Origin of the sequence: Micromonospora hortensis (assembly GCF_022230935.1) — a bacterium.
Lineage (GTDB): Bacteria > Actinomycetota > Actinomycetes > Mycobacteriales > Micromonosporaceae > Micromonospora > Micromonospora hortensis.
Map to the genome: position 1 here is coordinate 119326 of NZ_JAKKFE010000012.1, position 14268 is coordinate 133593.

The 14268-nt window shown below is 70.0% G+C and carries 13 protein-coding genes; 1 reads left to right on the top strand and 12 read right to left on the bottom strand.

What is annotated here, in order from left to right; genetic code table 11:
• Positions 1-146: 146 nt before the first annotated feature.
• The 10 genes from NIE111_RS09095 to NIE111_RS09140 form a co-directional block, all read right to left on the bottom strand.
• Positions 147-608 carry a hypothetical protein gene (locus NIE111_RS09095; RefSeq protein ID WP_238683949.1) on the bottom strand — a complete coding sequence of 154 codons (462 nt, stop codon included), beginning with the start codon at positions 606-608 and terminating at the stop codon, positions 147-149.
• Positions 609-910: 302 nt separating this feature from the next.
• A complete protein-coding gene (locus NIE111_RS09100) occupies positions 911-1489 on the bottom strand; it encodes a sigma-70 family RNA polymerase sigma factor (protein ID WP_238683950.1) in 579 nt (192 codons plus the stop codon).
• Positions 1490-1659: 170 nt separating this feature from the next.
• Positions 1660-3486, bottom strand: coding sequence for an ABC transporter ATP-binding protein (locus NIE111_RS09105; protein WP_238683951.1), 1827 nt, complete (start codon positions 3484-3486; stop codon positions 1660-1662).
• Complete coding sequence (locus NIE111_RS09110; protein WP_238683952.1) at positions 3483-5189, bottom strand: ABC transporter transmembrane domain-containing protein; 1707 nt, start codon at positions 5187-5189, stop codon at positions 3483-3485. The genes NIE111_RS09105 and NIE111_RS09110 overlap by 4 nt, the downstream gene beginning before the upstream one ends.
• A 55-nt stretch (positions 5190-5244) precedes the next feature.
• Entirely contained in the window at positions 5245-5835 is a 591-nt protein-coding gene (locus NIE111_RS09115; RefSeq protein ID WP_238683953.1) for a gluconokinase, read from the bottom strand.
• The gene (manD, locus tag NIE111_RS09120; RefSeq protein WP_238683954.1) at positions 5825-7054 is read right to left on the bottom strand and encodes a D-mannonate dehydratase ManD; all 1230 of its coding nucleotides are present in this window, start codon (positions 7052-7054) and stop codon (positions 5825-5827) included. The genes NIE111_RS09115 and manD overlap by 11 nt, the downstream gene beginning before the upstream one ends.
• Positions 7055-7085: 31 nt before the next feature.
• Positions 7086-8234: a galactonate dehydratase gene (gene dgoD, locus NIE111_RS09125; protein WP_238683955.1), complete on the bottom strand. Its 1149-nt coding sequence runs from the start codon at positions 8232-8234 to the stop codon at positions 7086-7088.
• 7 nt (positions 8235-8241) lie between these two features.
• Complete coding sequence (locus tag NIE111_RS09130; protein ID WP_238683956.1) at positions 8242-9057, bottom strand: carbohydrate ABC transporter permease; 816 nt, start codon at positions 9055-9057, stop codon at positions 8242-8244.
• Positions 9054-10007 (bottom strand): carbohydrate ABC transporter permease, encoded by a 954-nt coding sequence (locus NIE111_RS09135; RefSeq protein ID WP_238683957.1) that lies wholly within the window; start codon positions 10005-10007, stop codon positions 9054-9056. Before NIE111_RS09135 ends, NIE111_RS09130 begins: the two co-directional genes overlap by 4 nt.
• Positions 10008-10082: 75 nt before the next feature.
• The gene (locus tag NIE111_RS09140) at positions 10083-11321 is read right to left on the bottom strand and encodes an ABC transporter substrate-binding protein (RefSeq protein ID WP_238683958.1); all 1239 of its coding nucleotides are present in this window, start codon (positions 11319-11321) and stop codon (positions 10083-10085) included.
• Positions 11322-11504: 183 nt separating this feature from the next.
• On the opposite strand from NIE111_RS09140, the gene NIE111_RS09145 reads away from it, so the two are divergent.
• Positions 11505-12278 (top strand): FadR/GntR family transcriptional regulator, encoded by a 774-nt coding sequence (locus tag NIE111_RS09145; protein WP_238683959.1) that lies wholly within the window; start codon positions 11505-11507, stop codon positions 12276-12278.
• Between the two features lie 18 nt (positions 12279-12296).
• Here the strand turns inward: NIE111_RS09145 and NIE111_RS09150 are convergent, their stop codons facing one another.
• Both NIE111_RS09150 and NIE111_RS09155 read right to left on the bottom strand, forming a co-directional pair.
• Positions 12297-13622 (bottom strand): carbohydrate-binding domain-containing protein, encoded by a 1326-nt coding sequence (locus NIE111_RS09150; protein ID WP_238683960.1) that lies wholly within the window; start codon positions 13620-13622, stop codon positions 12297-12299.
• 152 nt (positions 13623-13774) lie between these two features.
• Positions 13775-14230: a DUF6069 family protein gene (locus NIE111_RS09155; RefSeq protein ID WP_238683961.1), complete on the bottom strand. Its 456-nt coding sequence runs from the start codon at positions 14228-14230 to the stop codon at positions 13775-13777.
• Positions 14231-14268 lie beyond the last annotated feature (38 nt).

Genomic DNA, 14268 nt, shown 5'->3' on the forward strand with positions numbered 1-14268 from the left:
CACGTACCGCTGAACGGGAACCCAATACGCCCAGAGTTGAGCCGTCAGTTCCGCTAGTTCCGGTTGAGGGGAGCATGCACAACGTCAGCAACACCATTCGGTAGAACGGTGGTGCAGACCGTACGAGGGTTATGTGCTGCGCGCTCTCAGCTGAGCGCTGCGTTCAGCACGACAGCGACGGCGAGCCAGACGATGACAGTGCCGATACCGACGCCGACCATGGCGAGCGCCTTGACGGCGGTTGTCATCCGGGTGTGGGCAACCGTCAGGTTCGCCCAGACGCCCAACGCCCCTACCAGCGCGCCCAGGATGCCGCCGACGGTGAACAGCAGGATCGGCAGCATAACCAGGATGCGCAGGAAGATCGGCATGGAGGGCCCGGTCCGGTGCTTGACACCGTTGACCTCAACGGTCGGGTACGGGTCGGCGAGAACGTTGCGGACCGTGGCCTGGACGAGACCACCGTCCACAGCGGGCAACGAGTAACGTCTGCCCGTCCTGGGGGCCTGCACTCCGCCGACGGTGACGGCAGGGTGGCCAAAGAATGCCTTGGTGGCGATGACTATCGGGCCAGCCACGCCGGCGACGTTGAGGGGTTCGGTGTTCACCGGCGTGATCTTAGGAAGCCCGGTACGCCCCGTCCATTCCGCTGACCTAACGGGGAGGGCCGCCCGCAGACGAGCACCGGTCCGGAGCCGGCGCGGAGCGTACGCGGCCGAACAGCTTCACCCCGTCGGCGGCGAGCAGGGCGTCGGCGGCCCGCATCGCGGCGTCCGGGCCGGTGGGAAGGTGGACGTGGAACAGGGGCGTCTGTGGTGGGTCAGGGAGGGCGCGGGCCACCCCACCGACGCCCTGAAGTCCCCTTGTAGAACGGGGCGTACCCAATGTCGAACAGCGCGGCGATCCACCCTCAGCCGGTTCGTCGCCCGTGGCCCGGGTCGCTGTCGGCCTGCCAGGCGCCGACGAGATCCTCGCGCGCTCGGGCGACCCGGGAACGAATCGTGCCGACGGGGCACTGGCAGACGTCCGCCGCCTCGGCGTAGGACAGGCCGAGCACCTGGGTGGCGACGAACGCCTCACGGCGCTCCGGGGTCAGTCCGGCGATCAACTGGTGCAGGGTCACGCCCTCGTCGGCACCGGCGGTGATCGCGCCGGCGGCCTCGGCCGCCGCCTGCCAGTCCGGAACCGACGCCAGCCTCGGCCGGGCCACCGCCGTCCGGACGTGATCCACGGCAACACGCCGGGCGATGGTGAAGACCCAGGTACGGGCCGACGAGCGGCCGGCGAAGCCGGGCAGGTTGCGAATTGCCCGCAGGAACGTCTCCTGGGTCAGGTCGTCGGCCTCGCCCGGCCCGGCCAGGTGCGACAGGAACCGCCAGACCTGGTCCTGCAGTGCCCTGACGAACGCCGTGGCGGCCTGCCGGTCGCCCCGGCCCGCCTCCCGCGCCCACCGGGTCACCTGGTCGTCGTCAGCGACGCCGTTCCGCACAGACCACCGTCCTGTGTGCCACGGGCGCTCCTTCATGCCGAGATGCCGTCGTCGGAACGCCGCCGGTCGGCCGCGCACTCTGGTGGTCGCCGGCCGGTCCGGAAAAGTTCCCGAGGTTCCCCCGTTCGACTGATCTCGCGCATGTTCGAGGTGACGGGAACCGGTGCCGCTCAGCTCGGCACGGGCTGGTCCGCGCACTCGCGTTCTCGCGGGACCACGGGGTCGGGCATGCTCCACGAGCGCCACAGCTGGCTGTACCCGCCCCCGGCACCGAGCAGTTCGGCGTGCGTGCCGTGTTCGGCGACGCGTCCCTGGTCGAGGACGACGATGCGGTCCGCGGTGGCCGCCTGGCTGAGTCGGTGGGCGACGATCAGCGTGGTACGACCCTCGGTGGCCGCCACGGCGGCGCGGTCGAGGTCGCGTGCGCCGGCGCTGCCCGCCTCGGCGGTGGCCTCGTCGAGGACCGCGACGGCCGGATCGGCGAGGATGAGGCGGGCCAGTGCGAGCTGCTGGGCCTGGGCCGAGGTGAGTTGTCGCCCACCCTCCCCCACCGCCGTGGCGAGGCCGTCCGGCAGGGTCCGCACCCACTCGGTGGCGCCGACGAGGTCGAGGGCGGTGGCGATCTCGGCGTCGGTGGCGTCCGGGTCGGCGAGGCGCAGATCGTCGGCGAGCGGGCCGGCGAAGACGTGCACCTCCTGACTGATCAGGGCGATCTCCCGACGGAGGCGGTGCTCGCCGAGTTGGGTCAGCGGCACGCCGCGCAGGGTCACCGCACCGTCGGTGGGCGCGATGATGCCGGCGATGATGCCGGCGAGGGTGCTCTTGCCCGCACCGCTCGCGCCGACCAGGGCGACGCGCTCCCCGGGGGCGAGACGCAGGCTGATGTTCCGCAGCACCACCGGCCCGTCGTCGTAGCGGTGCTGCCCGACGGTCACCTCCAGTGCCGCCGGTACGCCCCGATCGTGGCGGGTGGGCTCGGTGCCGGAGGGGGCCGCGGTGTCCGGCAGGGTGGTGACCCCGACGAGTCGAGCCAGACTTGCCCCGGCCTGCAACACCGAGTCCGACTCGAACAGCAGCAGGCCGATGGGGTTGAAGAGGCGGTGGAAGTAGAGGGCGGCAGTGGTGGCGGCGCCGACGGTGGCCAGGTCACCGCGTACCAGCAGGAAGCCGGCGAGCAGCACGGCGGCGAGCCCCACGAACTCGGAGCGGTTGATGCGCAGCCCGAAGCGGGTGTAGAGACCGAAGATCTCCAGCGACAGGTCGCGGGCGACGCCGGAGCGCTCCGCGATCCGTGCGACGTGGGCGTCCTCCATCCGGTAGGCGCGCACTGTCGCCGCGCCCCGCAGCGCCTCGGCCGTCGCCTGCGCGCGCTCGCCCGTCGCTACCCGCTCGCGGGCGTAGTACGGCACCGACCGCTTCAGGTACCAGCGCAGCGCCACCGCGTACGCCGGGGCCGCGACCAACCCGGCGATGCCGAGCCGCCAGTCGAGAGCGAAGAGCCCCGCCGCGGTCAGCACGACGGACAGCAGCGCGCCGAGGAAGGCGGGGCCGCTGGTGGCGATCACATTCGTCACCACTGCCACGTCGTCGCCGGCACGGGCCACCAGGTCCCCGGTCCCGGCCCGCTCCAGAGTGGCCGAGGGCAGGTGCAGGGCCCGGTCGAGGACCCGCTCCCGGAGTCGGGCCAGCACCGTCTCGCCGAGACGCGCGGCGACCGCCGCTCCGACCGCGGTGAGGAGCCCCGCGAGCACGGCGGCGCCCGCGATCACGGCGGCCCAGGCCACCACCCGAGGTGTGTCGGTCCCGGCGATGACGTCGTCGACGAGGCGCCCGAGGACCCAGGGGGCGACCAGCCCGGTCGCGGCGGCGGCGATCAGCAACGTGCCGGCGACGGCGCTGAGCCCCGGCAGGAGCGCCAGCTCGGTACGGAGGGCGGCCCAGGTCTGCCGGCCGGTGGCCGTCGGCAGCAGGTGCCGGGTGATCGGCTCGGACGTCATCGCAGGGTTTCCTCCCGGTAGCGGGCGTCGCTGGCGAGCAACCGCTCGTGCGGACCCTCGGCGACGACCCGTCCCCGGTCGATCACCGCGACCCTGTCGGTGACCCGCAGCAGTGCCGGGCTGGTGGTGATCAGCACCGTGCCGCGAGAGCCCGTCCCGCGAGCCTCGGCCAGCCTGGTGGCGAGCAACCCCTCGGTCACCGCGTCGACAGCCGTGGTGGGGTTGTGCAGCACCAGCACCGGCGGGTCGGCGACCAGCGCCCTCGCCAGCCCGATCCGCTGCCGCTGGCCACCGGAGAGGTTCGCGCCGCGTTCGGTGAGCAGACGGTCGAACCCGTGCGGGTGCGCGGCGAGCACGTCCTCGGCCGCGGCAGCCCGTACGGCGGCACGCAGCACCTCGTCGTCGACGGAGGCGCCGGCGCTGAGGTTGGCGCGCAGCGTCCCCTCGAACAGCGCCACGTCGTGCTGTTCGACCAGGACCACGGCACGCGCGGCGTCGATGTGCAGCTCGTCGGCGGACACGCCGTCGATGCGGACCGTGCCCCGATGGTCCGCGCGCGGCACGCGGCCGGCCAGCAGAGCGACCAGCGCCTCGCCCTCGCTCGGGTCGTAGGCGAGCACGCCCAGGATCTCACCGGCGCGAACGCGCAGGCTGACGTCGTCGAGGCCCGCGTACGAGACGCCGTCGAGGGCGAGCCGGGACGGGCTCGGTGCGGGCGGCCCGGCGTCGCCCGGCTGGACTATCGGCGCGGCGCCGAGGACCCGGGCGACCCGCCCGGCGGAGGCTCGGGCCATGGCGAACAACTGGACGCAGTACCCGAGCGTCTGCACCGGCTCGGCGATGAACTGGGCCAGCCCGACCACTGCGACGAGCTCGCCGATGGTGAGCCGGCCCTGAAGCGCGAGCCACCCGGCGACTCCGGCGACCGTCGCGAGGAAGAGGCCGTTGACAGTGGTGGTGAGTCCGAGGTGCAGACCCTTTGTGGTGGCGGCGCGCAGGGTGACGTCGAGCGCGTGGCGGCTGGCTCTCGCGTACCGGCGGGCGGCGTGGTCCTGCGCGCCGATGCCGCGCAGCACGCGCAGGCCGCTGACGAGGTCGACGGCGAGGGCGGTCGTGGCGGCGAGCGCCTCCTGCTGCGACGTGCTGCGCCGGGTGAGCAGCGGCGCCATCCGTTGGAGGGCGACGACCAGCAGGGGTACGCCGATGAGCACCCCGAGGCCGAGAGGGACGTCGACGACGAGCAGCGCGACGGCCGCGACCACGATGGCGGTGAGTGCCGCGGCGGTGAGTCCCGCGACCCGCACGACGAGCGCGGACAGCTCGGCGTCGGAGGCCGTCACCGACAGCAGTTCGCCGTCGCGCATGCCCGACCGGCGTCCGCGCGGGTCGAGGGCGCTGCGGACGATCTCGACCCGCGTGGCGTGCGCCTCGTGTTCGACGGCGGCGAACGCCAGTCGTGCGCCGGCCCGGTAGGCGAAGGCGAGCACTGTGAACAGGGCGGCCAGGCCGGCCAGCGAGAGCAGCAGGGCGCTGACGTCCCCGGTGGCCACCGCACGGTCGATGACCACGCCGATGGCCACCGGGACGAGGGCTTCGGTGGCCTGGTGGGTGCAGAGCAGCGCGATGCCGGCGGCCACCCGGGCGCGCTGTCGACGCAGCGCGCGACGGAGCACCACACCACCGGTGGTCTCGGCGACTGTCATGCTCGGATCGATGAGGGCACGGCGACGGACTCCACTACGATTAGGGCAGGCTAACCTAACATGCCCCCGAAGTGGGATTGGACGCGCGGTCCCGGTGCTCCCCGACCGGCACCGAGGCGGGCAGACCGAGACCCTTCATGGCCGCCGCGACCAGGGCCTCCGGGGGCAGTGAGACATCGAGTACGAGCACCGACTCGTCCGGCTCGGCCGGTTCCAGCGTGGCGAGCTGCGACTCCAGCAGGCTGGCCGGCATGTAGTGGCCTTCGCGCCGGGCCAATCGGGCTCGGATGACCTCCGTCGGCCCGTCCAGGTGCACGAAGTCCACACGGAACGGACCCTGGCGGAGCACGTCCCGGTACGACCGCTTCAACGCCGAGCAGGCCAGCACCGTCGAGCGGCCCTCCGCGCCGCGATCGGCGATCCACCCGGCGATGTCGCGCAGCCAGGGCCACCGGGTGGTGTCGTCCAGCGGTACGCCGGAGCGCATCCGCGCCACGTTCTGCGGGGAGTGGAACTCGTCGGCCTCGGCGAACGTCAGCCCCGCCGCCGTGGCGATCCCGCGCGCCACTGTCGTCTTGCCGGCTCCGGAGACGCCCATCACCACGACATGCCGGGTGGGCCGGGCGCCACGCCGCTCACCAGTCATGAACCGTGCCGTCCTTGAGCCGGTTGAACGGCAGGTACGCCGGCTCGTACGGGAACCGGGCCGCCGCCTCCTCGTCGAGCTCCACCCCGAGCCCCGGTTGGTCGCCCGGGTGCAGGTAGCCGTCGGTGAAGGTGAACGACTGCCGGAACACCTCGTTGGCCAGCGGGGTGTGCTTCATGTACTCCTGGATCCCGAAGTTGTGGATGGCCAGGTCCAGGTGCAGCGCCGCGGCCATGCCCACCGGGGAGATGTCGGTGGGGCCGTGGATGCCGGACTTGATCTGGTACTGGGCGGCGAAGTCGAGCAGCTTGCGCATCGCCGTGATGCCGCCGGTGTGGGTGACAGCGGACCGGACGTAGTCGATCAGCTGTTCGCGGATCAGGGTCTGGTAGTCCCAGACCGTGTTGAAGACCTCACCGATGGCCAGCGGGGTGGTGGTGTGCTGGCGGACCAGCCGCAGCGCCTCCTGGTTCTCGGCCGGGGTGCAGTCCTCCAGCCAGAACAGGTCGTACGGTTCGAGGGCCTTGCCGAGCTTGGCGGCCTGGATCGGGGTCATCCGGTGGTGACCGTCGTGCAGCAGCGGCAACTCCGGGCCGAACTCGCCGCGCACCGCCTCGAAGACCGACGGCAGGTGGCGCAGGTACGCGCGGGTGTCCCAGTCCTCCTCGGCGGGCAGCGGGGTGCGCTGCGCGGGCTCGTAGTCGTAGCGCTGGCCGGTGGCGCTGGGCTGCGCGGCCACGCCGTAGACCGCGTTGATCCCCGGCACCGCGGTCTGCACCCGGATCGACTTGAAGCCCTCGTCGAGGTGGCGACGGATCGAGTCGAACAGCTCGGGGATGTCCCGCCCCGACGCGTGCCCGTACGCCATGATGCCGGTGCGCGACGCGCCGCCCAGCAGTTGGTACAGCGGCATGCCGGCGGCCTTGGCCTTGATGTCCCACAGCGCGACGTCCACCGCGGCGATGGCCGCCATGGTGACCGGGCCGCGCCGCCAGTACGCCGAGCGGTACAGGAACTGCCAGGTGTCCTCGATCCGGTGCGGGTCCCGGCCCATCAGCAGCGGGGCGACGTGGTCACGCAGGTACGAGGCGACGGAGAGCTCGCGGCCGTTGAGCGTGGCGTCGCCCAGACCGGTGATGCCCTCATCAGTTGTGATCTTGAGGGTGACGAAGTTCCGGTCGGGGCTGGTCACGATGATGTCTGCTGCGACGATCTTCACGGGGTGCCTTTCGTTCTCGACGGTCGGGGTCTCACCACTCCGCGTAGGAGCCGTCGGGGTGCCGCCAGGTCGGGCTGCGCCAGGCGTGCCCGCGCTTGTCAGCGGTCCGCACGGCGTGTTCGTCGATCTCGATGCCGAGGCCGGGCGCCGTCAACCGCCGCACGTACCCGTCGACGAAGGTCAGCGGGGTCTGGTCGAGGCAGTAGTCGAGCACCTCGGCGCCCAGGTTGTAGTGGATGCCGATGCTCTGCTCCTGGATCAGGAAGTTGGGTGTGGCGAAGCCGACCTGGAGGCAGGCGGCGAGGGCGATCGGCCCGAGCGGGCAGTGCGGGGCGAGCTGCACGTCGTACACCTCGGCCAACGTGGCGATCTTGCGAACCTCGGTGATGCCGCCGGCGTGCGCGAGGTCCGGCTGGGCCACGGCGATGCCGGCCTGCAACACGGGCAAGAACTCCTGCCGGCTGTAGAGCCGCTCCCCCGTCGAGACGGGGGTGGTGGTGCAGCGGACGACCTCACCGATCAGGTGCGAGTTCTCCGGCACCACCGGCTCTTCCAGGAAGAACGGCCGGTACGGCTCCAGCAGCGGGGCGACCCTCCGGACGTTGGCGAGGGTGAACCGACCGTGGAAGTCGACAGCGACGTCGCGGTCGTCGCCGAGGACCTCGCGGGCGACGGCCACCCGCTGCACGACCGCGTCGAGTTCGGCAACCGAGGCGAGCGCGCCCATCCGCCCCGACGCGTTCATCTTCACGGCGGTCAGGCCCGCCTCGACCTGGGCGCTGATCTGGTCGCGGATCTCGGCGGGCTCGTCACCACCGACCCAGCCGTAGACCCGGATCCGGTCCCGGACCGGCCCGCCGAGCAGTTGGTGCACGGGGGCGCCGTAGTGCTTACCGGCGATGTCCCAGAGCGCCTGGTCCAGACCGGACACCGCGCTGGCCAGGATCGGGCCACCCCGGTAGAAGGAGCCCTTGGTCATCACCTGCCAGTGGTCCTCGATGCGCAACGCGTCCCGACCGGTCAGCAGCTCGCTGAGCTGGTGGACGGCCGTGCGTACGGTCTCGGACCGGCCCTCGCAGGTCGCCTCGCCCCAGCCGACGATGCCGGACTCCGTCTCGACCCGGACGAACAGCCAGCGCGGCGCGACCAGGAACGTCTCCACCTTCGCGATAGTCGTCATGTCCCGGTCAGCCCTTCGTGGCACCGGCGGTGAGGCCGGAGACGACGTACTTCTGCACGAACAGGGCGATCAGCATGATCGGCAGGGTGACCACTGTCGCGGCGGCCATCAGGCCACCCCAGTCGATGCTGGCGTACCCGACGAAGTCGAAGATCGCCACGGGCAGCGTCTTCGTGTCGGAGCCGGAGAGCACCAGGGCGAACATGAAGTTGTTCCAGGAGAAGATGAAGGAGAGGATACCGGCGGTCGCGACGCCGGGCACCGACAGCGGGAGGGTGATCCGCCGGAACGCGCCGATGTGGGTCAGCCCGTCGACCAGCGCGGCCTCTTCCAACTCGGTCGGCAGGCCGTCGAAGTACCCCATCATGATGTAGACGATCAGCGGCAGCGACACGAACATGTGGCTGAGGATCAGCACCGTGAAGCCGCCGACCATCTTCAGGTTCGAGAAGACGTAGTACCAGGGCACCAGGAGCGAGACGCCGGGGATGACCCGGGCCATGAGCACGACGAGCGCGGACTTCTTCATGCTGAACCGGCTCATCGAGTACGCGGCGGGCACCCCGAGCAGGAGCGACAGCGTGGTGGCCGCGAACGCCACCCAGAGACTGTTGCCGATGAACTCGAGGTAGTTCGCCTGCTGGAGGACGGTCTCGTAGTTCTTCAGGCTGGGCGAGAAGACGAACGCCTTGGCCGTGTCGTAGATGTCCACGTTGGTCTTGAAGGACGCGGCGATCATCCAGAGCAGGGGTGCCATCAGCGCGAACACCACGACGACGAGAGCCGAGTTGCGGAACACCCGGTACGGCTTGCTCGGCTTCATCGGCCCAGCCCCTTCTTGCGATAGGTGAGGGCCCACATCACCCCGATGATGATCAGGAAGAAGATGATGAGGACTGTGGACGAGACGCCGTAGTCGTTGTAGTCGAAGCTGAGCCCGTACGCGTACACGTTGAGGGTCTCGACCTCGTGGAAGGAACCGCCGCCGCGCCCCTTGGTGGCGTAGAGGATGTCGAACGTCTTCAGCGCGTCGATGCCGCGCAGCAGGATGGCGACGATCACCGTGGGCATCAGCAGCGGGAGGGTGACGTGCCGGAACCGCTGCCAGCTGCTGGCGCCGTCGATCCGGGCCGCCTCCTGGGGCTCGTCGGAGAGCGAGGTGAGCCCGGCGAGCAGGATCAGCACGACCATCGGCGTCCACTGCCAGATGTCGATGAACATCGTCGTCGGCAGGGCCGAGTGCTGCCCGGCCAGCCAGGGTTGGGGGCCGATCCCGATCCAGCCGAGCAGTTGGTTCGCCATCCCGATGTTGGGGTCGAAGATCAGGCGCCACATCATGCCGACGGCCACCGGAGTGGCCACCAGCGGCAGGAGGATCGCGACGCGGACCCACTTCTCACCGCGGAAGGGCCGCCACAGCAGCAGGGCGATCGCCATGCCGAGAATGACCTCGAAGAACAGCACGACGCCGGTGAAGAGGACAGTGCGCCAGACCGCCGGCCAGAACCGGTCGGTGTCGGTGAGCACGTCGAGGTAGTTCTGGAAGCCGATGAACTCGGACTCGGCGCGTACCGAACCCTCGGCGTCGGTCAGGCTCAGGTAACCGGTCCACGCCACCGGAAAGATGATCAGCACGGCGACGAACGCCATGGCGGGTGCCGCGAAGAGCCACTTGCGGTGTTCGTTGGCCCAACGCGACCAGGCCGACGTCGTGTCCGCTGACGCCGCGGGGGCCTCGGGCGAATCGGTACGGGGGGTGAGTACGGCTGACATTGAGATCTCCGGGTTGGAGGGGTCAGGTCCCGGCGAGGCGGCGGAGCCGGTCGGCCCCGCCGCCCTGCGCGTGGGTTACTTCGCCTCGTCGTCGAGGAACTTCTGGAACGCCGCGTTCGCCGCGTCCGCCGAACTGGCGGCGTCCTTGCCGGTGATCGCGTCGACGATCGGCTGGCCGACGATTTCCCGCGCCTGGGCCACCTTGACCACCAGCGGACGGTCGTGCCCGACCCCATTGGCGGTGCTGACCGTGTTGGCCTCGGCGAGGTCCTTCGGGTAGGAGGCGGTACCCGCCGGGTTCGCCCAGACCGAGGCGCGCGCGCCGGGCACGCCGGCCGTCTGCTGCGCCAGCGCCTGCTCCTTGCCGGCGGCCCACTGGATGAACTTCCAGGCGTTGTCCTTGTTCTCCGAGCTGTCGTTCACACCGAGGGCCCAGGACGGGATGTTGTACGGCTTCGATCCAGCCGGGCCGGCCGGGAAGGCGGCGAAGCCGACGGAGTCGACGACCTTGGACTTGGTCGGGTCGGTGGCGTTCTTGTAGAGCGAGTTGGCCTCTGTGTAGAAGGCGGCCTTGCCCTGCGTGAAGATCGCCATCGCCTCCGACCAGCTCATGTCGGTGCTGATGTTCTCCGGGCCGTGGTCCTTGAGCAGACCGCCGTAGTAGGCGTACGCCTGCTTGGCCTGCGCGGTGTTGACAGTGGCCTTCCCGCTGGCGTCCACGAAGTCGCCGCCGAAGCTGAAGAGGAAGCTGGAGAACTGAGTGACGGCGGCGGCCTTGCCGGTACGAGCGACGAAGCCGGCGACGCCCGGGTTGTCGGCCTCGATCTTCGCGGCCTGCGCCTTGAGCTCGTCGAGGGTCTTGGGCGGGGCGGTGAAGCCGGACTTCGTCAGCAGGTCCTTGCGGTAGTAGAGGACCTCCTGCTCGGTGATGATCGGCAGCCCGACGACCTTGTCCTCGTAGGTCGTCGCCTGCACCGGCCCGGCCTGGAAGTCACCGAACTCGAAGGCGCTGTCGGACTTGACCTTCTCGCTCAGGTCGGCGAGGTACTTGTTCTTGCCGAACAGCTTCCCCTCCTGAAGGGGCCGGTACATCATCACGTCGAGGTCGTCGGACCCGGCGTTCAGCTTGACGTTGTACTGGTCGGAGAGCTGGTCCTCACCGAGCTGGGTAACTTCGACAGTCAGGCCGGACTGCTTCTCGAACTCCGGCAGGACCTTCTTGATGTTCTCTGTCCACACGTGGTTGACCAGTGTCACGCGAACGGTCTTCGAGCCCTCGCCGCCGTCGTCGCCGCCGCAGGCGGTCAGGCCCATGGCGGCAACCACAGCCAGAGAAGTGCCGATTATCGATCGACGTCGCACGCTTGTCTCTCCTTCTGTCGTGGCCGCCGCCCCCGAGAGAGCCGCTACCTCGGCGTTACATCCGCTTAACATCCGGATGCTAGGCCGAAAAAGCTGATTATCTCAAGAGGTAGATGTAAATGATATGATCTTTGAGTGGAACCGTCCTCATCAGAGGTTGCAGCCGCTCCGGCCCGCCCCGCCGAGTCCGGGCTGCACGCGCGCGTCCTCGAACACCTCGGCACCGCCATCTGCGGCGGCGAGCTGGCACCCGGATCGGTCCTCAACATCGACGAGCTGGTCGACCGGTACGCCGTGTCCCGCTCGGTCGTCCGGGAGGTGCTACGGGTGCTGGCCTCGATCGGATTCATCGAGGCGCGCCGACGGGTAGGTGTGATGATCCGGCCGGCGAGCGCGTGGAACGTCTTCGATCCGCAGGTGATCCGTTGGCGTCTCGCCTCGGCCGGCCGGATGGCCCAGCTCCGCTCGATCACCGAGCTGCGCACCGCCGTCGAGCCGCACGCCGCCTACCTGGCCGCCAGCCGGATCGGCCGTGACGAGGCGAGCGACCTCGTCGGGTTGGCGGCGAAGATGTGGGCCGCCGGCGAGGCCGGCGACGAGGAGCGCTTCCTGCACCTCGACATCGAGTTTCACCGGCGCGTCCTGCTCGCCTCCGGAAACGAGATGTTCGTCCGGCTGCAGGAGCTGGTCGCGGAGGTGCTCACCGGCCGGCACAAGCACCACCTCATGCCGCACCACCCGCACGAGCAGGCTCTCCAGATGCACGCCGACGTCGCCCAGGCGATCCAGCGGCGCGACGGGGAGCGTGCCCGGCAGGCGATGGTGCAGCTGATGGAGCAGGCGTTCGACGAGATGAAGTCGCTGTGGGAGCAGACCGGCGAGCCCGACGGCGGGGCGATCAGACGCTGACCGGGCCCCTCGATCGTCTCAGCGGACCACGCCGATACCCGTGAACGACCTGTCGTACTCGGTGAACGACCGGTTCGTGTACGGCGCGTAGATCCAGGTCCGCAGCGAGTTGGCGGCGGTGTCGACCTCGACCAGGCGTACCGGGTTGGTGCTGTTGGAGTGGAACGTCTGGAGGAACGAGTAGATCTTGTTTCCGTTGACCCCGGTGTCGACCCGGTTGGCGGCGATGCCCGTGTGACCGGAGAAGACGAACCGGATGTTGGCGTACTGCTTGACCAGGTTGTCGAAGAGGTACTGCGGGCTCGTCGCGCCGTACCCGGCACTCTGCTCGATGGCGCCGTTACCGTCGATGTAGTCGTGGGTGACCACTATGACGTTGTGCCGGGGGTTGGCGGCGACGACGCTTCTGGCCCAGTTCACGGCCGCGACCCGGGGCCAGAGTTCCAGGGTCAGCACCATCCACTGCACGCCACCGGCCGTGAAGGTCGAGTACGAGTTGTCGACCTTGCCGGCCTCGAACTGCCCAGTGACCGCGCGGTACTGGCTGACTGTGAAGTACTGGTTGAACACGCTGGTGTCGCGGATGAGTTCACGGGTGCGGGCGGGGTCGCGGGCGGAGCCGCCGACGCCGGTGGCCTGGGTGTCATGGTTGCCGAGAGCCAGCGCGTACGGGATTGCGGCGTTCTCGATCGGCCGCATCGCGTTACGGGCGATGACGTACTGCGCGTGGTCCGGGGTGTCCCAGTTGACCACGTCTCCGGAGGATGTCACGAAGCGCAGGTCCAACGCGGACCGGTTCTGCACCAACCAGTTCGTGCGGTTGAGGAACCGGGGGTCCGAGCTGCCCAGCACCTCCTGCTGGGTGTCCGGCAGGACGGCGAAGCTGAACTTCGGGTCGGTGGTGCCCGCGGTCTCCATCCGCGCGGACGCGATGTGGACGTTGCGGTCGCAGGAGTCGGCCCGGAAGTCGTTGACGAGCTGGATCCGCACTGTGTGCTGGCCGGCGCCGACCGCCGCGCCGACCGGATAGGTGCCGTAACTGGTCGCGCTGACGATCGTGGTCTGGCCGACGTTGACGCCGTCGACCGTCACCTGGACGGTGGGCCAGCCCTGACAGTTGTCACCGATGGCCCCGATCACCACTCGCCCGGAGCCGCTGATGCTGGTGCTGGCGTAGCTGGAGTTGCCCCAGAGCGAGGCGTGCGTGCCGGACGCGGGTACCGGGGTGCCGGTCGCCGTACGGATCGCACCGTCCACGACGGTGAACGGGGAAGCCTCGGCGGCGCTCGCCGTGCTGCCGACGAACGCTCCCCCCGCGATGACGACCACGGTCGCCACGGCCATCGCCACGATCGTGGACCCTGATCTCCTGATTCGCACCGCTGATCCTCCCTTGTCGACGTACGCCCAGAAGCTGGGCATTCGTAGCCTAGGACGAATCGGGACGACACATGTGAATGCTTAACGGCCATCCTGCGTACCCGAGTTGTACTGCATCAGTCGGTCCGGGCACGGAGGCTCCGTACCAGGACGGGGATCATCACCGCCGCGGCGACGAGGTGCAGCCCGAGGAGGGCGGTGATGGTGGCCGCGTTCGCCCCGGAGATGAGGGGCGGGACCAGCGAGAGCGCTGTCAGCGCCAGCGCCGTCCACCCGAACCGGTCGGCGGGCCGGGCACTCCACCGCGGCAGGGCCGCGGCGATGACGACGCCCACGAACGAGAAGAAGCCGGTCACCACCGTGACACCGGACAGCGGAATCGTCTCGCCATCATCGGGGATCTCGAAGTCGACGCCAGCGGACCGGGCCAGCGCGGCGGCGAGGGTGGTGCCCGCCATCGCCGCGAGCGTGGCAGTCACGCCGGCGCCGGCGAGCCCGCGGAATCGGTGGATGTGACTGGGTCGGCCCGATGCCGGGCCGGCGACGAGCTCGGTGTCCTTCGTGCTGTTCATGTCGTCTCCCTCGTCTGGAGGCTGACGTACCGGATGTG